The 21,163-nt window shown below is 67.2% G+C and carries 21 protein-coding genes; 16 read left to right on the forward strand and 5 right to left on the reverse strand.

Annotated elements, in window-relative coordinates; translation table 11 throughout:
* From VSO01S_RS14875 to VSO01S_RS14895, 5 genes are all read right to left on the reverse strand, one after another.
* On the reverse strand, positions 1–786 hold a 786-nt coding region (locus VSO01S_RS14875), incomplete at its 3' end, for an NAD(P)H-hydrate epimerase (RefSeq protein ID WP_084241887.1).
* A 14-nt stretch (positions 787–800) separates the two neighbouring features.
* Positions 801–2,057: a D-amino acid dehydrogenase gene (locus VSO01S_RS14880; RefSeq protein WP_068643600.1), complete on the reverse strand. Its 1,257-nt coding sequence runs from the start codon at positions 2,055–2,057 to the stop codon at positions 801–803.
* A 108-nt stretch (positions 2,058–2,165) separates the two neighbouring features.
* Positions 2,166–3,704: an MFS transporter gene (locus VSO01S_RS14885; protein ID WP_068643601.1), complete on the reverse strand. Its 1,539-nt coding sequence runs from the start codon at positions 3,702–3,704 to the stop codon at positions 2,166–2,168.
* Positions 3,701–4,192: a MarR family winged helix-turn-helix transcriptional regulator gene (locus VSO01S_RS14890; protein WP_068643602.1), complete on the reverse strand. Its 492-nt coding sequence runs from the start codon at positions 4,190–4,192 to the stop codon at positions 3,701–3,703. Before VSO01S_RS14890 ends, VSO01S_RS14885 begins: the two co-directional genes overlap by 4 nt.
* Positions 4,193–4,270: 78 nt before the next feature.
* Positions 4,271–5,605: an amidase gene (locus VSO01S_RS14895; RefSeq protein WP_068643632.1), complete on the reverse strand. Its 1,335-nt coding sequence runs from the start codon at positions 5,603–5,605 to the stop codon at positions 4,271–4,273.
* A gap of 214 nt (positions 5,606–5,819) precedes the next feature.
* Between VSO01S_RS14895 and rpsB the strand changes: the two genes are divergently transcribed.
* The 16 genes from rpsB to VSO01S_RS14975 all read left to right on the forward strand — a co-directional run bounded on the left by rpsB (position 5,820) and on the right by VSO01S_RS14975 (position 21,075).
* On the forward strand, positions 5,820–6,575 hold the full coding sequence (gene rpsB / locus VSO01S_RS14900) for a 30S ribosomal protein S2 (RefSeq protein WP_068643603.1): 756 nt from the start codon (positions 5,820–5,822) through the stop codon (positions 6,573–6,575).
* Positions 6,576–6,660: 85 nt separating this feature from the next.
* Positions 6,661–7,584, forward strand: a complete 924-nt coding sequence (gene tsf / locus VSO01S_RS14905; RefSeq protein ID WP_068643604.1) for a translation elongation factor Ts — start codon at positions 6,661–6,663, stop codon at positions 7,582–7,584.
* Between the two features lie 92 nt (positions 7,585–7,676).
* Positions 7,677–8,399: a UMP kinase gene (pyrH, locus tag VSO01S_RS14910; RefSeq protein ID WP_068643605.1), complete on the forward strand. Its 723-nt coding sequence runs from the start codon at positions 7,677–7,679 to the stop codon at positions 8,397–8,399.
* A 63-nt stretch (positions 8,400–8,462) separates the two neighbouring features.
* Positions 8,463–9,026 (forward strand): ribosome recycling factor, encoded by a 564-nt coding sequence (gene frr, locus VSO01S_RS14915; RefSeq protein WP_068643606.1) that lies wholly within the window; start codon positions 8,463–8,465, stop codon positions 9,024–9,026.
* Positions 9,027–9,034: 8 nt separating this feature from the next.
* The gene (gene uppS / locus VSO01S_RS14920) at positions 9,035–9,775 is read left to right on the forward strand and encodes a polyprenyl diphosphate synthase (RefSeq protein WP_068643607.1); all 741 of its coding nucleotides are present in this window, start codon (positions 9,035–9,037) and stop codon (positions 9,773–9,775) included.
* Between the two features lie 7 nt (positions 9,776–9,782).
* Entirely contained in the window at positions 9,783–10,628 is an 846-nt protein-coding gene (locus VSO01S_RS14925) for a phosphatidate cytidylyltransferase (RefSeq protein ID WP_068643608.1), read from the forward strand.
* A gap of 5 nt (positions 10,629–10,633) precedes the next feature.
* On the forward strand, positions 10,634–11,815 hold the full coding sequence (gene ispC / locus VSO01S_RS14930; RefSeq protein ID WP_068643634.1) for a 1-deoxy-D-xylulose-5-phosphate reductoisomerase: 1,182 nt from the start codon (positions 10,634–10,636) through the stop codon (positions 11,813–11,815).
* Positions 11,816–11,840: 25 nt separating this feature from the next.
* Positions 11,841–13,211, forward strand: a complete 1,371-nt coding sequence (gene rseP, locus VSO01S_RS14935; RefSeq protein ID WP_068643633.1) for an RIP metalloprotease RseP — start codon at positions 11,841–11,843, stop codon at positions 13,209–13,211.
* Positions 13,212–13,247: 36 nt separating this feature from the next.
* Positions 13,248–15,659: an outer membrane protein assembly factor BamA gene (bamA, locus tag VSO01S_RS14940; RefSeq protein ID WP_068643609.1), complete on the forward strand. Its 2,412-nt coding sequence runs from the start codon at positions 13,248–13,250 to the stop codon at positions 15,657–15,659.
* Positions 15,659–16,213, forward strand: a complete 555-nt coding sequence (locus VSO01S_RS14945; RefSeq protein ID WP_068643610.1) for an OmpH/Skp family outer membrane protein — start codon at positions 15,659–15,661, stop codon at positions 16,211–16,213. The genes bamA and VSO01S_RS14945 overlap by 1 nt, the downstream gene beginning before the upstream one ends.
* Before the next feature lie 25 nt (positions 16,214–16,238).
* Positions 16,239–17,225, forward strand: coding sequence for a UDP-3-O-(3-hydroxymyristoyl)glucosamine N-acyltransferase (lpxD, locus tag VSO01S_RS14950; protein ID WP_068643611.1), 987 nt, complete (start codon positions 16,239–16,241; stop codon positions 17,223–17,225).
* A complete protein-coding gene (fabZ, locus tag VSO01S_RS14955; protein WP_068643612.1) occupies positions 17,222–17,674 on the forward strand; it encodes a 3-hydroxyacyl-ACP dehydratase FabZ in 453 nt (150 codons plus the stop codon). The genes lpxD and fabZ overlap by 4 nt, the downstream gene beginning before the upstream one ends.
* A gap of 16 nt (positions 17,675–17,690) precedes the next feature.
* The gene (lpxA, locus tag VSO01S_RS14960; RefSeq protein ID WP_068643613.1) at positions 17,691–18,479 is read left to right on the forward strand and encodes an acyl-ACP--UDP-N-acetylglucosamine O-acyltransferase; all 789 of its coding nucleotides are present in this window, start codon (positions 17,691–17,693) and stop codon (positions 18,477–18,479) included.
* A 7-nt stretch (positions 18,480–18,486) separates the two neighbouring features.
* Entirely contained in the window at positions 18,487–19,635 is a 1,149-nt protein-coding gene (gene lpxB, locus VSO01S_RS14965) for a lipid-A-disaccharide synthase (protein ID WP_174544737.1), read from the forward strand.
* Positions 19,607–20,281 (forward strand): ribonuclease HII, encoded by a 675-nt coding sequence (rnhB, locus tag VSO01S_RS14970; RefSeq protein ID WP_068643614.1) that lies wholly within the window; start codon positions 19,607–19,609, stop codon positions 20,279–20,281. The genes lpxB and rnhB overlap by 29 nt, the downstream gene beginning before the upstream one ends.
* Positions 20,278–21,075 carry a TrmH family RNA methyltransferase gene (locus VSO01S_RS14975; RefSeq protein WP_068643615.1) on the forward strand — a complete coding sequence of 266 codons (798 nt, stop codon included), beginning with the start codon at positions 20,278–20,280 and terminating at the stop codon, positions 21,073–21,075. Before rnhB ends, VSO01S_RS14975 begins: the two co-directional genes overlap by 4 nt.
* Positions 21,076–21,163: the final 88 nt, after the last annotated feature.

Consider the following 21,163-nt stretch of genomic DNA (forward strand, 5'->3'; position numbering starts at 1 on the left):
GGCCGCCAGCAGCGCCGCGCCGGCCATGCCGGGCGCGCCACCGAGCACGGCAACGTCGCCGAAGCTGCCCTTGTGGCTGGCATGGGGGCGTGCTTCGTCGGTGGGTGGTGCATTCAAATGCGCGACGGGTGGCTCGGAGCCCGTGGCGCAGCCCAGGTCGTCGAACCAGACCTGGCCTGCCGCGTCCCTGCCGTGGGCGGTGAACAGGCCGGGCTTGAGCGTCAGCAGGCTCAGGCAATGCCGCGCACCTGCATGCCGGAAGTCGAAGCCAGCCGCGCCGGTGTCGGCGTTCAGGCCGGATGGCAGGTCGACGCTGAGCACCGGCTGGCCGCCGTGATACATCCGTGCGAGCCACTGCGCCATGCGGCCCTCCGGCGCACGGGCCACGCCCAGCCCCAGGCCCAGCAAGGCGTCGACAGCCAGGTTGTACTGCTCGGGCGCCTCGGCATGGATGTCGAGACCGGCCAGTCGTGCGCGCTCCAGTGCGTCGCGCGCATCGGCGGGGAGCCTGCTTTCGTCGCCGGCGAAGCTCACGTGCACCTCGAAGCCGCGCAGGTGCAACTGCGTGGCGGCCTCGAAACCATCGCCGCCGTTGTTGCCCGGGCCGCAGGCGATCCAGATGCAGCGGGCATGCGGCGCCAGTGCCGCGGCCAGCCGCGCCACCGCCAGGCCGGCGCGCCGCATCAGCGTGTGCGCCGGTAGATGCGCGGCCGCCGCCTGTTCAATCCGCCGGCTCGCGGCGACATCGAACAACTCGGCGCGGCTGTGGGCGGTGATGCGGCGCATGGTCGGCAGCGGTACTACTGGGCAAGCAGGCGCTCGACGCCGAAGCCTTCGAGGTCGATGCCCGGGTCCTGCCCGGCCACCAGGTCGGCCAGCACACGCGCGCTGCCGCAGGACAGCGCCCATCCGCTGGACCCATGCCCGAGGTTGAGCCACACGCCCGGAATGCCGCTCGCGCCGAGCACCGGCGGGCCGTCGGGCAGCATCGGGCGCGCACCTTTCCATTGCTGCACGCCTTGTTGAAGGGTGACGGCGCCGGGGAACCAGTCGTGCAGCACCTTGTACAGAGTCTTCAGCGCTTCCGGGTTGATGCGGTCGGCCGGGCCGCCAAGTTCCGCACCGCCCGCCACCCGCACTCGCATGCCCAGGCGCGAGATCGCGACCTTGAAGCGCTCGTCCATGACTGCGCCACGCGGCGCATGCAGCGATTCCTTGATGTGCGCGCTGATCGAGTGGCCGTACACCGGCGTGAGCGGCACGCGCAGGCCCAGCGGACGCAGCAGCTGCGCCGAGGCCAGGCCCGCGCAGACGACGATGGCGTCAAAGTCCAGCGCCGGCGAGCCGCCCGCCAGGGTCAGCGAGCGCGGTGCCGAACGGGTGAGCGGCGCGATGTCGCAGCCGAAGTGGAATTGCGCGCCGAGCGATTCGGCCTCGCGCTTGAGCAGCAGGGCGAACTGGCGGCAGTTGCCGACCTCGTCGTCGGGCAGGTAGATGGCGCCGGCCAGTTCCGTGTCGGCATTCAGCGCCGGTTCGATCCGGCGCGCCTCGTCGGCGTCGATCTCGCGGAACTTGGCGCCGGCGGCGCGCAGCACCTCCAGGCCGGGCTGCGCCATCCTGGCTTCGCGCTTGCCGCGCAAGAGGACCATGTAGCCCTCGCCGCGGTCGTATTCGAGCTCGCGCGCCGCAACGATGTCATGCAGCCGCAAGCGGCTGTAGAAGGCCAGGCGCTGCATGCGCGCACGGTTCTGAAGATAAGCCTCCAGCGTGCATGCGCGCTGGAACTGCGCCATCCACCCGAGGTCGCGAAAGGACAGCGGCCAGCGCAGCTTGACAGCCCCGTGCGTGGAGAACAGGGAGCGCAGGACCTTGGCGCGCATGCCCGGCGCCGCCCATGGGGTGACGTAGCCGGGCGCCACCACGCCGGCGTTGGCAAAGCTCGATTCCTCGGCGGCCGAATTGCGCCGGTCGAATACCGATACCTCGTGGCCGTCGGCGGTCAATTCCCAGGCGGTGGTGATGCCGACGATGCCGGCACCCACGATCGCGATTTTCATTCTTGGATGCTTGGATTGCGGATGGGGCGGGCGTGCTTGCTGGCACTGCCCGCCGATGAACTCCTGCGAGCATAGACGAGCGCAAGGCGCGTGCCCGCGCCCGGGGGCTTACTTCAGCCGGCGCTGCACCAGAATGATCAGCGCCGCGCCCAGCGCCAGGGCGGCAAGCAGGCGATAGAGGTCCTCGCAGGACATGAGCAGCGCCTGCTGATCGACCAGGTGCGAGAGGGTGGCCAGCGCCGTGTGGCGCGCATCGTCGGCCGACATGCCCTGGGCGGCCAGAGTGGCCTGCACGCCCTCGATCCAGCCGCGTGCCTGCGGACCGGATGCATCGATGTGCCCGGCGATCTGCGAGTAGTTGGCAAATTGCCGGTCCTGCAGCCCGATGGCGGCCAGTGCGGATGCGAAGGTGCCGGCCACCTGGCGCATCAGGTTCTTGCTTTGATAGCCATGGGCGAAACGCTCTTCGCCCAGGTCGCGGAATGTGAGGCCGGCCACGGGGAGCACGAGGAGCGCACCGAACACGCCCTTGGCGGCCAGTGCCAGCAGGAGCGCGCCGGGTGGTGCCTGCGGCGGCATGTCGGCGAGCAGCCATGCGGCCAGCGCCAGTGCGAGCGCGCCCGCGGCCATGATCGGCTTCTTGCGGGGCAACCGCGCGCCGCGCTTGATGTACGCGTAGGCGGCGGCGAGCGTGACCAGGGCCGAAAAGGTGCTGAGCCAGCCCGCCGTGGTCAGCGGCATGCCCAGGCCGCGTTCGGCGTAGATGGGAAACACGTAGCCGGTCGCGCCCGCCAGGCAGTAGTGAACGAAGTACAGGCCCAGGCCGGCCAGGTAGACCGGATGGCCCAGTTCGCGAAGCCGCACCAGGGGTTCGTCATGCTTGAGCTGATGCGCGAAGAACCAGGCCAGCAGGCCCAGGCCGCACAGGGCGGTGATGGCCAGCCGGGCGGGGTGGGCGAACATCTCGAAGCGCGCCTGGGCCAGGCCCATCTGCACCAGCGTGACGGCCAGCGCAAAGAGCAGCAACGGGCCGGCCGCCCAGCGCACCGGCTCGCCGCCGCGGCCTACCGAGTCCGGTATCAGGGTCCATGCGCCGGCCATGGCCAGCGCCGCCAGGGGCTGCGCCGCCAGGAACACCCAGCGCCAGCCCCAGTGGTCGACCAGGGCCGCGGCCAGCAAGGGCGAGGCGGCCGACATGGCAAAGGCCACCAGCATGAAGTCCTTCAATGCCTGCGGCCGGTCGCGCGGTGTGAACAGCATGGGCACCAGCACCCGGCAGCTGGTGAACAGGGCGCCGCCGCCGAAGCCCTGCAGCAGCCGCGCGAAGGTGAGCGTGGCCAGGTCCTGCGCCGCGGCACATGCGAAGCCGCCCGCCATGAACAGGCCCAGCGCGGCGCTGAGGTAGCGCCGGTAGCCGAAATGGCGTGAGAGCCATTGCTGCAGCACGATCATGGTCATGCTGCCGATGGCGTAGGCCGCCTGCACTTGTGCGAACTCGCGCGGCGCCGCGTCGATGCCGCCCACGATGTGGCTGGCGGCAAAGACGAACATGCCGTTCTCGAGGAACTCGACCCCGACGATCAGGCCCAGCAGAAGCATCAGCAGGCGCTTCTTGTCGGCGTGCCAGCGCCAGTCCATCGATGTCATGGCGTTTCCGGCGGTGCCAGGTCCTTGTGCAGGCGCTTGAGCACCTGGAGCGCCCGCACGGTGCCCTCGGCCCCTACGGCGGCCCAGCCGGATTCGTAGGCGGCATGCACGGCCGGCGCCGCACGGCGCAGCAACTCGCGCGCAGCGTCGGTCTGGGCCAGGTGAAAGCTGCGGCGGTCGCCGCTGCCGGGCAAGCGCTGCGCCAGGCCCTTCTTCTCCAGCCCGTCCAGCAGCCGGGTGATCTGCGTGCGCGTGGCATCCAGAGTGGTGCTCAGGTCGGAAGGACGCAGCGGCTCGATCGCATCGTCGGCGATCAGCACCAGCGCCAGGTACTCGCGCATGTCGATGCCGAAGGGCTGCAGGGCGGCGTCGATGTGCGCCTCCAGCAGATGCGCCACCCGAAACAGCATGCGCGACGCGGCAATGGCGTTGGCCAGCTCGGGCGGGCGGCCGGCCAGCAGCCGGTCGAGGCGGGAGGGTTGCGTCATGGCAATCGATATTATTTCAAATGAAATTATATCGATTGAAATCAAATGGCGCAGGAGCGCGCCTCGTGGCCTCGGGGGTCAGGGGTGCTTCAGCAATGCCTCCACCTGGCGCGCGATTCCGAGGACGTCGTCGTCGTGCAGGGCCGCGTGCCAGATCATCAGTCCCACCGGCGCCTCGCCCGGCGCCTGGCAGGGCAGGGAGATGGCGCAGCCGTCCAGCATGTTGACCACCGAGGGATTGCGCAGCAGCAGGCCGTTCAGGCGGAAGAAGGCTTCATCGCGTTCGGCCCCCGGTGCTACGTCCGCGACGGGCGGCGCGGTGACGGGCACGGTAGGGGACAGCACTGCATCAAAGCCTTGCAACGCTTTCTCCATGCGGGAAATCCATTCGGCGCGGGCGTGCACGAGGTCGATGTACTCGAAGGCCCGCATTTCGGCGCCTTTGAGAATGCGCTGGGCCACGCGCGGGTCGTAGCCGGCAATGCTGCGCTCCAGCAATTGCCGGTGCCATGCATAGCTCTCGGCGGCGGAAAACCCGCCCGTGGCATTGATGGCGGGCAGGTCGGCCAGGGGCGGCAGCGAGATTTCCTCGACGCGGGCGCCGGCGCCGCGCACCGCCTGCAACGTCTTGTCGAAGGCGGCAGCGACGCTCGGTTCGAGCGCGTCCTGGAAGAGTTCCTTGACGACCGCGAACCGGCATTGCGCCAACGGCTTGGCAGCCGGCGCCACGCTGCGACCGGCCAGGATTTCATGCACCAGGACCGCATCGCGAACCGAGCGCGTCATGGCGCAGGCGGTGTCCAGCGTGGTCGACAGGGGCAGGGCGCCTTGGGTGGGCACCAGTCGCGCGGTGTTCTTGAAGCCGACGATGCCGTTGAGGGCGGCCGGGATCCGGATCGAACCGCCGGTGTCCGAGCCCAACCCCACGAAGGCGGCGCCCGTGGCGACTGAAACCGCAGCGCCTGACGACGAGCCGCCCGGCACGTGCGGCCCGCGGCTGCTCTTCACGGCGGCGTTGGGCGGGGTGCCATGGTGCGGGTTGACGCCGACGCCCGAGAAGGCGAACTCGGTCATGTTGGTGCGCCCGATCACGACGCCGCCGGCAGCGCGCAAGCGCGCCACGGCGGGCGAATCGCTGGCTGCCGACGGGGCGTGCGACAGCACCACCGACCCGGCCGGGGTGGGCTGGCCGGCGATGTCGAACAGGTCCTTCACCGACACCGCCAGTCCGGCCAGCGGCTGGTCGGGGCGGGCGGCGCCGGCTGCCGCCAAGGCTTCGTCGAACATCGTCCGGGTAAAAACATGCTCGCAGGCGGGCGACTGGGCGATGGCGATGGCGTGCTCCATGTCGGAGCGGGCGTTGCGGGTGCCGTTTCGAAGGTCGTCGCGGACTTGGTGGAGGTCTTGCTGCATGGCCACGAAGGGTACAAGGACAGGGGGAGCCGAGGGGCGCGTGCTATACTCGCCGGGTTTCGCTGATTGCGCGTTACGCCAATTTAAGGCATGCGCTCAAGCGGCTGGAAACGTATCCGCAAACCGGCCCACTCAAGGTGTTGCATCCCGCGCAAACGCAGGCGGGGCGCAAAAACGGGCCGGATTTTAGACATAACCTTTGGAGTTCATTCACATGTCGACCACCATGCGCGAAATGCTGGAAGCCGGTGTCCATTTCGGCCACCAAACCCGCTTCTGGAACCCGAAGATGGCCCCCTACATCTTCGGCAGCCGCAACAAGATTCACATCATCAACCTGGAAAAGTCGCTCCCGATGTTCCAGGACGCGATGAAGTACGCCAAGCAGCTCACCGCCAACCGCGGCACCATCCTGATGGTGGGCACCAAGCGCCAGGCTCGCGAAATCGTCGCCGCCGAAGCGCGCCGTGCCGGCGTTCCCTTCGTCGACACCCGTTGGCTCGGCGGCATGCTGACCAACTTCAAGACGGTCAAGACCTCGATCAAGCGCCTGAAGGACATGAAGGCCCAGCAGGAAGCCGGCCTCGACAACCTGAGCAAGAAAGAGCAGCTCACCTTCACCCGTGAAATCGAGAAGCTCGAGAAGGACATCGGCGGCATCCAGGACATGACCGCGCTGCCCGACGCCATCTTCGTGATCGACGTGGGCTTCCACAAGATCGCCGTGGCCGAAGCCAAGAAGCTGGGCATCCCGCTGATCGGCGTGGTGGACTCCAACCACTCGCCCGAAGGCATCGACTACGTGATCCCCGGCAACGATGACTCGTCCAAGGCTGTCACGCTGTACGCCCGCGGCATCGCCGACGCCATCATCGAGGGCCGTGCCAACGCCGTGGCCGACGTCGCCAAGGCCGTGGCCGAAGGCGCTGACGACGAATTCGTCGAAGTCGAAGAGGGCGCGTCCGCCTGATCTGCTCCCCCTGGAGCCTGAAGAAAGGGGCTTGGTTGCCCCTTTTTTTTAACCTGAATACTGAACGGATTACGGAGATTTAGAAATGGCAGCAATCACCGCAAGCATGGTCGGCGAACTTCGCGCGAAGACCGACGCGCCCATGATGGAATGCAAGAAGGCCCTGACCGAGGCCGACGGCAACATGGAGAAGGCCGAAGAGCTGCTGCGCATCAAGCTGGGCAACAAGGCTGGCAAGGCGTCGTCGCGCATCACCGCCGAAGGCGTGGTGGCTGCGTATGTCGAAGGCACCACCGGTGGCCTGATCGAGATCAATTGCGAAACCGACTTCGTCAGCAAGAACGACAGCTTCCTGGCCTTTGCCAACAAGGCGGCTGAACTGGTGGCCAAGAACAATCCGGCCGACCTGGCTGCCCTGGGCGCGCTGCCCTACGAGCAGGACGGTTTCGGCCCCACGCTGGAAGACGTGCGCAAGGGCCTGATCGGCAAGATCGGCGAGAACATGACCTTCCGCCGCTTCAAGCGCTTCGCATCGGGCGCCAAGCTGGCCTCGTACCTGCACGGCACCCGCATCGGCGTGCTGGTCGAGTACGAAGGTGACGACGTTGCGGCCAAGGACGTGGCCATGCACATCGCCGCCATGAAGCCCGTGGCCCTGTCCACCGCCGACGTCTCGAACGACCTGATCGAGAAAGAGCGTGCCGTGGCCGCCGGCAAGGCCGAAGAAGACCGCAAGGCCGCCGAAGCTGCCGGCAAGCCGGTGCAGTCGGCCGAGATCGTGGCCAAGCGCGTCGAAGGCGCGGTGCAGAAGTTCCTCAAGGAAGTGTCCCTGTACAACCAGGCCTTCGTGAAGAACGACAAGCAGACCGTCGAGGCGATGCTCAAGGGCGCCAATACCTCGATCAAGGGCTTCACGATGTACATCGTGGGCGAAGGCATCGAGAAGAAGGTCGACGACTTCGCCGCCGAAGTCGCCGCCCAGGTCGCCGCTGCCAAGGCCCAGGCCTGATCCTGGAAATTGTCGCGGCACCCCGAGGGGTGCCCGCGACAACCTGCAATCTCACCCCTTACACTCCGCCCGCCACATTCAAGGAAATGCCCATGCTCCAGACCCGCCCAGCCCACAAGCGCATCTTGTTGAAGCTGTCGGGCGAGGCGCTGATGGGGGACGACGCCTTCGGCATCAACCGCGCGACCATCGTGCGCATGGTCGAAGAGGTGGCCGAGGTGGTGAACATGGGGGTGCAGGTCGCCGTCGTGATCGGCGGCGGGAACATCTTCCGCGGCGTGGCCGGCGGCTCGGTCGGCATGGACCGCGCCACGGCGGACTACATGGGCATGCTGGCCACGGTGATGAACTCCCTGGCCCTGGCCGATGCCATGGACAAGCAGGGCCTCACCGCGCGCGTGATGTCGGCCATTGCCATCGAGCAGGTGGTCGAGCCCTATGTGCGCCCCAAGGCCCTGCAGTACCTCGAGGAGGGCAAGGTGGTGGTGTTTGCCGCCGGCACCGGCAACCCCTTCTTCACGACCGACACTGCGGCCGCGCTGCGCGGCGCCGAGATTGGCGCCGAACTGGTTCTGAAGGCCACCAAGGTCGATGGCGTCTATACCGCCGACCCCAAGAAGGATCCGGAAGCCACGCGCTATTCCACGCTGAGCTTCGACGAGGCCATCGCCCAGAACCTGGGCATCATGGATGCCACCGCCTTTGCGCTGTGCCGCGACCAGAAGCTGCCGATCAAGGTGTTTTCGATCTTCAAGAACGGTGCGCTGCGCCGTGTCGTGATGGGCGAAGACGAAGGCACGCTGGTGCATGCTTGACACAATGATGGGCCCGCGCCGCCGTGTTGGTGGCGCGGCTGCCGTCTTTCAGGAACGCTAGAAATGACCACTATCGCCGAGATCCGCAGCGCGACTGACGCCAAGATGAACCAGTCGCTGGCTGCATTCCAGAACAACCTGACCAAGATCCGTACCGGCCGCGCCAACCCGGCGCTGCTGGACACCATCCATGTGGAGTACTACGGCTCGATGGTGCCGCTGAGCCAGGTGGCCAACGTGGCACTGCTCGACGCACGCACCATCAGCGTCCAGCCCTGGGAAAAGGGCATGGGCGCCAAGATCGAGAAGGCCATCCGCGAGAGCGACCTGGGCCTGAACCCGGCCAGCATGGGCGACCTGATCCGCGTGCCGATGCCGCCCATGAGCGAAGAGCGCCGCAAGGAAATGACCAAGCTCGTGCGCTCGGAGGGCGAGAACGCCAAGATCGCCACCCGCAACCTGCGCCGCGACGCCAACGAATCGGTCAAGAAGCTGGTCAAGGACAAGCTGGCTTCCGAAGACGACCAGAAGCGCGCCGAAGCCGAGATCCAGAAGGTGACCGACCGCCACATCGCCGAGATCGACAAGTTGGTCGTGGCCAAGGAAGCGGAGATCATGGCCGTCTAGGCCTTTCCATGAGCAGTTCGACCGGGGCAGCCCCCCCTCATCACGTCGCCATCGTCATGGATGGCAACGGTCGCTGGGCGACCAAGCGCTTCTTGCCGCGCGTCGCGGGGCACAAGCAAGGGGTGGAGTCGCTGCGCCGTTGCGTCAAGGCCTGCGCCGACCGCGGCGTGGGTGTGCTCACGGTGTTTGCCTTCTCGTCGGAGAACTGGAGCCGGCCGGCCGAGGAGGTCTCGGGCCTCATGGAACTGATGGTGATGGCCCTGGGGCGCGAAGTGCCGCGCCTGCGTGACGATGGCGTGCGTCTGCATTTTGTCGGTGCGCGCGAAGGCTGGACCGACAAGATCGCCCGGGGAATCGTCCAGGCCGAAGCGGCGACGGCGGACAACACGCGCCTGGTGCTCAACGTCTGTTTCAACTACGGCGGGCGCTGGGACATCGCCCACGCCGCGCAGCAGCTGGCGAGCCGGGGCGAGTCGATCACCGAAGAAACCCTGAACCGCGAACTGGCGCTGGCGCACGTGCCCGATCCGGACCTGTTCATCCGCACCGGCGGCGAGCAGCGCCTGTCCAACTTCCTGCTGTGGCAGAGCGCCTATTCCGAACTCTTCTTCAGCCATCGCCTCTGGCCCGATTTCGACGAGGCCGCGCTGGACGAGGCCATTGCCGCCTACCAGGGCAGGGAACGCCGCTTCGGCAAGACCTCGGATCAACTGGCAACTTCGGGTACGCACACGCTGCGTACCGCCTGAGCCGCACATGCTCAAGCAACGCATCATCACGGCCGTCGTCCTGCTGGCCATCCTGCTGCCTGCGCTTTTCTATCCGTCCTACGTGCCGTTCGCGGTGGTGATGCTGGTGCTCATCGGCGCCGCGGCGTGGGAGTGGGGGCGCCTGAACGGTTGCGGCCCGCGCCTGTCGGTGTTCCTGGGCGTCGAGGCGGTGGCGCTGTGCGGGCTTTCTTGGTGGCTGGGCCTGTTGCAGCAGCGCCTTCCCTTGGTGTGGATCGTCGCGGGCGGCGCATGGGTGCTGTGCGGCGGACTCCTGCTGCGTGCCGGTGTGGCGGGCTGGCCGTCGGTCCCGCGCGCGCTGCGCCTGGTCGGCGGGCTGCTCGCGCTGTGGGTCGCGTGGCTGGCCGCGGTGCAGGCGCGCGTCGTCGGCATCAACTTCCTGCTGTCGCTGCTGGTGCTGGTCTGGGTGGCAGACGTGTTCGCCTATTTCGCCGGGCGCGCCTTCGGCCTGCGGTTCACGCGCGGCAAGCTGGCGCCCTCCATCAGTCCTGGCAAGAGCTGGGAGGGGGTGTGGGGCGGCGTCGTCGGTGTGCTGGTGCTGGCGCTGGCCTGGGTCTGGGCCGACGACGCAGCGCGCGCCGACGTCGCCAGCCTGTACACGCGGCTGGCCGAGCGCGGCTGGTGGCAGCTGCCCCTGGGCGTGGTGTTTCTCTCCATGATGAGCGTCGTGGGCGACCTGATCGAATCGCTGGTCAAGCGCAGCGCCGGTGCCAAGGACAGCAGCAACCTGCTGCCCGGCCACGGCGGCGTGCTGGACCGGGTGGATGCACTGTTGCCAACCCTCCCTCTAGCGATGATGCTGGCTTTCCTGTGAATCCGATTTCGAAAAAACGCGTCACGGTGCTGGGCTCGACGGGCTCGGTGGGCGTGAGCACGCTCGACGTGATCGCGCGCCACCCCGGGCACTTCGAGGTTTTTGCCCTGTCGGCCGCGACCCGCGTGGACGAACTGCTGGCGCAGTGCCGGCGCTTCAAGCCGCGCTTTGCCGTCATGGCCAGCGCGCCGCATGCGGCCCAGTTGGCCGGCAAGCTGCGCGACAACGATATTCCGACCCAGGTGCTGGATTCGCCCGATGCGCTCGAGCGCATTGCCGCGCACGAAGAGGTGGACGCCGTCATGGCCGCCATCGTCGGCGCCGCGGGGCTGCCGCCTTGCCTGGCGGCGGCGCGGGCCGGCAAGCGCCTTCTGCTGGCGAACAAGGAAGCGCTGGTGGTCGGCGCCGACCTGTTCATGACGGCCGTCCGGGAGGGAGGTGCCTCCTTGCTGCCGATCGACAGCGAGCACTCGGCCATCTTCCAGTCCCTGCCGGAAGACCCGGCCACCTGGCCGCGCCGGATCGACAAGATCATCCTGACCGCCTCAGGCGGCCCCTTCCGCACGCGAAGGCCCGCAACGCTTGGCGAGGTGACGCCGGAAGAGGCATGCGCCCATCCCAACTGGGTGATGGGCCGCAAGATCTCGGTGGATTCGGCCACCATGATGAACAAGGCACTCGAGGTGATCGAGGCGCGCTACCTGTTCGGCGTGTCGCCGGACCAGATCGAGGTGGTGATCCATCCGCAAAGCGTCATCCACTCGATGGTGCAGTTCACCGATGCCTCGGTGATCGCCCAACTCGGCACGCCGGACATGCGCGTGCCCATCGCGTGTGGCCTGGCCTGGCCGGAGCGCCTGGAAAGTGGCGCCACGCGGCTCGATTTCCGCAGCCTCTCGGCGCTGACCTTCGAGGAACCCGACGCGGTGCGTTTCCCGGGCCTGCAACTGGCCTGGCAGGCGTTGCGCGCGGCATCGGGAACCACGGCGGTGCTCAATGCCGCGAACGAGATCGCCGTCGAAGCCTTCCTGGACGGCCGGCTGCGCTTTGACCGGATTCATGCGGTCAACCTGGAAACTTTGGAGGCCGTGCTGCCCTCCAAGCCGGCATCGCTGGCCGACCTGCTGGACCTGGATGCCAGCGCGCGCCGTGCGGCCCGTGCGGCCGCGCAGCGCATGGCGGCCTGAAGCGCAACCTCAAGCCCTGGCTGCCATGCTCACCGTCATTGCCTTCATCGTCGCCCTGGCCGTTCTCATCGCCGTGCACGAGTGGGGGCACTACCGCGTGGCCGTGGCCTGCGGCGTGAAGGTGCTGCGCTTTTCCATCGGCTTCGGCCATGTGCTCTACCGGTGGCAGCCCAGGCGGCAGCACCCGGGCCAGGAAACCGAGTTCGTCATCGGCGCCTTCCCGCTGGGCGGCTATGTCCGCATGCTCGACGAGCGCGAGGCACCTGTGGAGCCGCACGAGCGTCACCGGGCCTTCAACACCCAGCCGCTTCGTTCGCGTGCGGCCATCGTGGCCGCGGGGCCGCTGGCCAACCTGCTGCTGGCGGTGGTGCTGTATGCCACGGTCAACTGGATCGGTGTCGATGAGCCGGTCGCCCGGCTGGCGCGCCCGGTGGCGGGCTCGATGGCGGAGCAGGCCGGCCTGCGCGGCGGCGAGCAGGTGACGCGCGCCGGGTTCGACGGTGAACTGGAGCCCGTTGCGTCCTTCGACGATCTGCGCTGGCGCCTCACCCGAGGCGCGCTGGAGAGCCGCGACCTGACGCTGGAGATCGATGCCGACGGACGGGGGCGGATTCAAACCCTGGTATTGCCGCTCAGCGATGTCGAGGCCAAGGATGCGGATGCGCAGCTGTTCAGGCGAATCGGGATCGTGGTTCCGCTGACGCTTCCCGAAATCGGCGACGTCATGGCAGGCGGTGCGGCCGAACGGGCAGGGCTTCGGCGTGGCGACCTGGTGTTGTCCGTCGGGCCGACCCAGATCATCGACGGCCAGCAGCTGCGGGAGGCCATCCGGGCTTCCATCGATGGCGACCAGCCGCGCGAGCAGGCCTGGCGCGTGCAGCGTGGCGGCCAGATGGTCGAGTTGCAGGTGGCCCCGGAGGTGCGAAGCGACGCAGCGGGCAAGTTCGGCCGCATCGGCGCGTACGTGGGCGCGCCGCCGGAAGTCGTCACGGTGCGCCAGGGCCCGCTGGACGGCCTCTGGGCCGGCGTGGTGCGTACCTGGGAGGTGTCGGCGCTCACGGTTCGAATGATGGGCAAGATGCTCATCGGCGAGGCTTCGCTCAAGAACATCAGCGGGCCGCTCACCATTGCCGACTACGCCGGCAAGTCGGCCAGCCTCGGATTCACCCAGTACCTGACCTTTCTCGCCCTGATCAGCGTCAGCCTGGGCGTGCTGAACCTCATGCCGCTCCCGGTCCTCGATGGAGGACACCTGATGTATTATCTTTGGGAGGGCCTCACCGGCAAGAGCGTGTCAGACGCCTGGATGGAAAGGCTGCAGCGTGGAGGCGTTGCGCTGCTGCTGGTCATGATGTCCATCGCGCTCTTCAACGACGTGACTCGGCTCTTTGGTTAACTTTCGCCCGGCCGCGTCGCGCCGGCCCAATCTCTGATGAAAAAAACATTCAGCAGCTTCCGCCTGCGCAGCATCGTCGTACTTGTTGCCGGGGCGGTTTCGACACTGGCTGCTTGGGCCGTCGAACCCTTCACCATTCGAGACATCCGGGTCGAAGGCCTGCAGCGGGTCGAGCCCGGCACCATCTTCGCTTCCATGCCCATCCGCGTGGGTGACACGTACACCGACGAAAGCGGCTCGGCGGCCATCCGCGCGCTGTTCGACCTGGGCCTGTTCAAGGACGTGCGCATCGACGTGAACGGCAACGTGGTGGTGGTGATCGTCGAGGAGCGACCCACCATCGCCGATGTCGACTTCGTCGGCGCCAAGGAATTCGACAAGGATGCGCTCAAGAAGGCGCTGCGCGATGTCGGGCTGGCCGACGGCCGTCCGTACGACAAGGCGCTGGCCGACCGCGCGGAGCAGGAGCTCAAGCGCCAGTACGTGAGCCGCAGCCTCTACAACGCCGAGGTCGTGACGACGGTCACGCCGATCGAACGCAACCGCGTGAACCTGACGTTCACCGTGACGGAAGGCGAGCCGGCCCGCATCCGCGAGATCCGGATCGTGGGCAACAAGGCGTACAGCGAGTCGACGCTCCTCGGGCTGTTCGACCAGGACACGGGGGGCTGGCTGAGCTGGTACACCAAGTCCAACCAGTACTCGCGTGCCAAGCTCAATGCCGACCTCGAAACCCTGCGCTCGTACTACCTGCAGCGCGGCTATCTGGAGTTCCGCATCGACTCCACGCAGGTGGCCATCTCCCCCGACCGGCAGGATCTGTCGGTGACCGTGAACGTCACCGAAGGCGAGAAGTTCGTGGTGTCCGGCGTCAAACTGGAAGGCAACTTCCTGGGCCGCGAGGACGAGTTCAAGTCGCTGGTGACCATCGAGCCGGGCGAGCCCTACAACGGCGAGCAGGTGACCCAGACCACCAAGGCGTTCACCGACTATTTCGGTACCTTCGGCTATGCCTTCGCACGCGTGCAGGCCCGCCCCGAGGTCGACCGCGTGAACAACCGCGTCGCCCTGACGCTGCAGGCCGATCCTTCGCGCCGCGTCTACGTTCGCCGCATTTCGGTCAGCGGCAACAACCGGACGCGCGATGAAGTGATTCGACGCGAGTTCCGCCAGTACGAGGCGTCCTGGTATGACGGCGACCGCATCAAGCTGTCGCGCGACCGGGTGGACCGGCTGGGTTACTTCACCGATGTCAACGTCGACACCACGGAGGTGCCCGGCTCGCCGGACCAGGTCGACCTGGCCATGACGGTGGTCGAAAAGCCGACGGGCGCCCTGCAACTCGGCGCCGGCTATTCGTCGGCCGAAAAGGTGTCGTTCAACTTCGGCATCTCGCAGGAAAACGTGTTCGGCTCGGGCAACTATCTCGGCCTGCAACTCAACACCAGCAAGTACAACCGCGTCATCCAGCTGACGAGTACCAATCCGTACTTCACGCAGGACGGCATTTCGCGCACCTTCGATATCTATCACCGGACCACCCGGCCGTACTATGTGGAAGACGGCGACTACACGTTGACCAACGAGGGTGGCAGCATCCGCTTCGGCGTGCCGTTCAGCGAAGTCGACACGGTGTACTTCGGCGTGGGTCTGGAGCGCTACGGCTTCGATCCGGGCAGCAACGCGGCAACCGCCATTCCGCAGGCTTACCGGGATTACTTCGGTTGTACGCTGTCGCCGGCGGATCCCAACTACATCGCGGGTTGCAGCAACGACAGCGTCTGGGGCATTCCTTTGACCGTCGCATGGGCTCGCGACGCACGGGACAGCGCCCTGGTGCCGACGCGCGGACGCCTGCAGCGCGCCAACCTGGAAATCGGCTCCGGCGGCGACATGAAGTACTACAAGGGCAGCTACCAGATCCAGCAGTTCATTCCGCTGTCCAAGCAGTACACCTTTGCCATGAACGCCGAGGTGGGCTATGGCAAGGCGTACGGCGACAACATCTACCCGATCTTCAAGAACTTCTACGCCGGTGGCCTCGGTTCCATCCGAGGCTTCGAGCAGAACTCGCTGGGTCCGCGCGACAGCGTCACCAGCGCTTCGCTGGGCGGTACCAAAAAAGCGGTCTTCAACGCCGAAATCAATGCGCCGTTCCCGGGCGCAGGCAATGACCGCACGCTGCGCCTGTACAGCTTCTTCGACATCGGCAACGTGTTCGCCGACCGCACCACGGACATGACCGACGCCCAATGGGATGCGCAGCGCAAGCTTCGCTCCTCGGTCGGCATCGGCATCAGTTGGGTTTCCCCGCTCGGTCCGCTGCGCCTGGCCTACGCCTTCCCGATCCAATACCAGGACGAAGAGGTCGGCACGCAGGGGCAGCCCGGCTACATCCCCAAGGATAGAATTCAGCGGATCCAATTCCAGATCGGAACCTCGTTTTAATGAACCATTTGCTTCGTGCCGCCGCGGCACTGCTGGTGCCGGCCTTTGCGCTCTGCGCAATGCCGGCGCAGGCACAGGAAACCTTTCGCGTCGGCTTCGTGAACCCCGATCGCGTGCTGCGCGAGGCGCAGCCGGCCAAGGCCGCGCAGGCCAAGCTGGAGGCGGAGTTCACCAAGCGCGACAAGGATCTGCAGGCGCAGGGAGCCGAGCTCAAGGCGGCGTCCGAGCGCTTCGAGCGTGAGGCCCCCACGCTGTCGGACACGCAGCGCGCGCAGCGCCAGCGCCAGCTGATCGAGCAGGACCGCGAATTCCAGCGCAAGCGCCGCGAGTTCCAGGAAGACCTCAACGCCCGCAAGAACGAAGAGCTGCAGGCCGTGTACGAGCGCGCCAATCGCGTCGTCAAGCAGGTGGCCGAGGCGGAGAAGTACGACGCCATCCTGCAGGAGGCGATCTACATCAATCCCAAGCACGACATCACCGACAAGGTGATCAAGGCCCTCAACGCCTCTGGCCCGACCGGCTCCCCGGCGCCCGGCGGCACCAACGGCAAGTAGGCCCGGCGCAAGCTGGCGGACCGGCGTGGCACTGCAACTCGCGGCCATCGTTGATGCTCTGGGAGGCGAGCTGCACGGCGACGGCGGCCGCACCATCGAGCGGCTCGCGCCCCTGCAGACGGCCGGCCAGAACGAGCTCACCTTTCTCTCCAACCCCAAGTTCGTGAAGGACCTGGCGGCCTCGCGTGCCGGTTGCGTGATCGTTTCGCCGGCGGTGCAAGAGGCGGCTGCGGCGCGGGGCGACTTCATTCTCACGCCGGACCCTTATCTCTACTTTGCACGACTGACGCAGCTCTGGAAGGCGCACCACGCACCGCCCAAGGGCGAGCGCATCCACCCCAGCGCGGTGGTCCACCCCGAAGCGGTGATCGACGCCACGGCCGAGATCGGCCCGCTGTGCGTGGTGGAGCGGGGCGCCCGCATCGGCGCCGGCACGGTGCTCAAGTCTCGCGTCACCGTCAGCGAAGGCTGCGTCATCGGTGCGCGCTGCCTGGTTCATCCGGGTGCCGTGATCGGAGCCGACGGATTCGGCCTGGCGCCGCACGAGGGGACATGGGTCAAGATCGAGCAGCTGGGCGCGGTGCGCATCGGCGACGACGTGGAAATCGGTGCCAACACCTGCATCGACCGTGGTGCACTTGAAGACACGGTGATCGAAGACGGGGTCAAGCTCGATAACCTGATCCAGATCGGCCACAACGTGCGCATCGGCCGCAACACGGCCATGGCCGGCTGCTCGGCGGTCGCGGGCAGCGCGGTGATCGGCCCGAACTGCACCATTGCGGGTGCGGGCATGGTGCTGGGCCACCTGACGCTGGCCGAAGGTGTTCATGTGTCGGCGGCTTCGCTGGTCACGCGCTCCATCCACAAGCCCGGCCAATACACCGGCGTGTTTCCCATCGACGAAAATGCGGCCTGGGAGAAGAATGCCGCGACCCTGCGGCACCTCCATTCACTGCGCGAGCGCGTCAAGGCGCTGGAGAAGGGCCTCGCGCAAGACAATAAATCATGACTGACAACACGCTCGACATTCATCAGATCCTCAAGCTGCTGCCGCATCGCTATCCCTTCCTGCTCGTCGACCGCGTCGTCGGCATGGAAAAGGGCAAGCGCATCACGGCCTTGAAGAACGTGACGATGAATGAGCCGTTCTTCAACGGCCATTTCCCGCACCGTCCCGTGATGCCCGGCGTGCTCATGCTCGAGGCGATGGCACAGGCCGCCGCATTGCTGTCGTTTCGCTCGCTGGACATCGTCCCAGACGACAACATGATCTATTACTTCGCCGCCATCGACGGCGCGCGCTTTAAGCGGCCGGTGGAGCCGGGCGACCAGCTCATCCTGGAAGTCGAGATCGAGCGCATGAAGGCCGGCATTTCCAAGTTCCGGGGCCGCGCCCTGGTGGGCGAGGAGCTGGCGTGCGAAGCGCAGCTCATGTGCGCCATGCGCCAGATCAGCTGAGCCTGGCCGCGAGCGCATGACGCAGATTCACCAGACGGCCATCGTCGATCCCAAGGCGCAGCTGGACTCGACGGTCTCTGTGGGGCCCTATGCCGTGGTCGGGCCCGAGGTGCGCATCGGTGCGGGCACTTCGATTGGCGCGCACTGCGTGGTCGAGGGCCGCACCACCATTGGCCGGGACAATCGCTTTTTCCAGTTCAGTTCGATCGGGGCCGATCCGCAGGACAAGAAATACAAGGGCGAGGACACCGAACTCATCATCGGCGACCGCAACACGGTGCGTGAGTTCTGCACCTTCAATCGCGGCGTGCCCGGCGCCGGTGGACGCACCACCATCGGCGACGACAACTGGATCATGGCCTACTGCCACATTGCGCACGATTGCCATATCGCCAACAACACGACCATGGCCAACAACACCACGCTGGCCGGGCATGTGCTGATCGGCGACTGGGTCACCGTGGGCGGACTCACCGGCATCCACCAGTTCGTCAAAGTCGGTGCGCACGCCATGCTCGGCTTTGCCAGTGCCGTGACGCAGGACGTGCCGCCCTTCATGCTGGTGGATGGCAATCCGCTGGCGGTGCGCGGCTTCAACACCGTGGGCCTCAAGCGCCGGGGATTTTCAGCAGCGCGCCTTGCCGCAGTGAAGCAGATGCACCGCATTCTGTACCGCGAGGGCAAGACCCTGCAGGAGGCGCGCGAGGCCATCGACGCACTGGCCGCCCAGAGCCCGGAGGCCGCGCCCGACGTGGCCCTGATGAGCGGCTTCCTGGCCGACGCCACGCGCGGCATCGCGCGCTGAGGCGGCCGTGAGCACGGGGCAGCAGCGACAGTTCGCGCTGGTCGCGGGTGAGGCATCCGGCGACCTGCTGGCCGGACTCATGCTCGACGGCTTGAAGGCGCGCTGGCCGGGCATGCAGGCGGCGGGCATCGGCGGGCCGCGAATGCTGGAGCGGGGCTTCCAGAGCTGGTGGCCGCAGGAAAAGCTGGCGGTGCGCGGCTACATCGAGGTGCTGCGCCACTATCCCGAAATCGCGGGCATCCGCCGAAAACTCAAGGCGCGCCTGCTGAGCGAGCGGCCCGATATCTTCATCGGCGTCGATGCCCCGGACTTCAATCTCGACCTGGAGGCGGGCTTGCGTGCCCAGGGCGTGAAGACGGTGCACTTCGTCTGCCCGTCGATCTGGGCCTGGCGCCCCGAACGCATCGAGAAGATCCGCGCGGCGGCCGACCGCGTGCTGTGCATCTTCCCCTTCGAGCCGGCGCTGCTGGCGGAAAAGGGCGTGGCCGGCAGCTACGTGGGCCATCCGCTGGCCCAGGTGATTCCGAAGGAGCCCGACCGCGCCGCCGCACGCGCCGCGCTCGGCCTGCCGGCCGATGCGCCGGTGGTGGCGCTGCTCCCGGGCAGCCGGCAGTCCGAGCTGCGCTACATCGCTTCGCGCTTTCTGGAGGCTGCAGCGCTGATTCGCAAGGAAGACCCGAGCATCCGCTTCGTGCTGCCGACCTTGCCCGCCCTTCGCGCCGAGGCCGAGCAAATGCTTCGGGCGAGCGGCATGGCCGAGCACGTGATGTTGCTCAACGGCCAATCACATGCGGTGCTGGCCGCCTGCGACGCCACGCTCATCGCCAGCGGCACGGCCACGCTGGAGGCGGCGCTGTTCAAGCGGCCGATGGTCATTGCCTACAACATGAATTCGCTGACCTGGCGGCTGATGATCCGCAAGCAGTTACAGCCCTGGGTCGGCCTGCCCAATATCCTGTGCCGCGAATTTGTGGTGCCCGAGCTGATCCAGCACGAAGCCACGCCGCAGGCCCTGGCGCAGGCCACGCTCGCTTGGCTGCGCTCGCCTGACAAGGTGCAGGCATTGCAACAAAGATTCACCGCGCTGCATGCCGAATTGCTGCGCGATACGCCCACACTGTGTGCCGATGCGATCGAGCAAGTTCTTGAAGGCTAAGCAGGCCCCGCTGGCCTGGGACGTCCCGGGCCTCGTGGCTGGCGTGGACGAGGCGGGCCGTGGTCCGCTGGCGGGCCCCGTGGTGGCCGCCGCCGTGATCCTGGACGACATGCGTCCGATTCGCGGCCTGGCCGATTCGAAGGCCCTCACGCCCAAGCAGCGCGAGCGCCTGTACGACCAGATCATGGCCAAGTCGCTGTGCTGCTCGGTCGCCCTTGCCAGCGTGGAAGAGATCGACACGCACAACATCCTGCAGGCCACCATGCTGGCCATGCGCCGCGCCGTCGAGGGCCTGCGCCTGAAGCCGGCCAAGGTGCTGGTCGACGGCAACCGCCTGCCGACGCTCGATGTGCTGGCCGAGGCGGTGGTGGGGGGCGATGCGCGCATCAAGGCGATCTCCGCCGCTTCCATCCTGGCCAAGGTTCATCGGGACCGGCTCTGCGAGGAGCTGCACAGCCAGTTTCCGAGCTACGGTTTTGCCTCCCACAAGGGCTACGGTACGCCGGAGCACCTGGAGGCGCTTCGCGTCCACGGCGCGTGCGTGCATCACCGTCGCTCCTTCAGCCCTGTGGCGGCGGTGATGACGAATCCCGGCATCGCCATCGACGTGCTGGCCGCCAAGGCGGGCTCGCCGGCTGCACCATGACCAGTCCCGACATCACGTCGATCACCTCGCGCGACAACCCGCTGCTCAAGGACTTGCGCAAGTTGGCGCAGGATCCCGGCGCATACCGCAAGCTCGGCCGGGTCTGGCTGGAGGGCGACCATCTTTGCCGGGCGGCGCGCGAACGCGGCGTGCGGCCCGCCATCGCCGTGTTCACGGAGTCGTTCTGGCAGGCGCGGCGCCACGAGTGGGAGGGCTGCGCCCCCAAGACCGTCGTGCTGCCCGATGCGCTGCTGCACGGCGTCAGCGGGCTCGAGTCGCCGGCGCCCATGGGCTTCGTGATCGGCACGCCGGCACCGGCCGAACTTCGGGCCGATGCGGCCACCGTGGTGCTGGACCGCCTGCAGGACGCCGGCAATGTCGGCTCGATCCTGCGCAGCGCGGCGGCCTTCGGCTTCCAGCAGGTGGTTGCGCTCAAGGGCACCGCGGCCTTGTGGGCGCCCAAGGTGCTTCGCGCCGGCATGGGGGCCCATTTCGGCCTGCGGCTGATCGAGGGCGTGACACTGGACGCCCTCGATGCGTTGCGGTTGCCCATGCTGGCCACCAGCTCGCACGACGGCCAGTGGCTGCACGAGGCGCAGGCCAACCGGAGCCTGCCCAACCCCTGCGCCTGGCTGATGGGGCACGAAGGGCAGGGCGTTTCGCCCGAATTGCAGCGGCGCGCATCCAAATTGATCCGCATCGCCCAGCCTGGCGGGGAAGAATCGCTCAATGTCGCCGCCGCGGCGGCCATATGCCTGCACGCCAGTGCGGCCATCGGACTGGCTTCTCAGTAGAAACACCGAAAGCACTGGCTATAATGAGAGGCTTTCCCGCTCATACCTAGCCCGCCGCGCACGCAAGCTCTACCTTCGACGAAAGTTG

The sequence above is a fragment of the Variovorax soli NBRC 106424 genome (genome assembly GCF_001591385.1).
Taxonomy (GTDB): domain Bacteria; phylum Pseudomonadota; class Gammaproteobacteria; order Burkholderiales; family Burkholderiaceae_C; genus Variovorax; species Variovorax soli.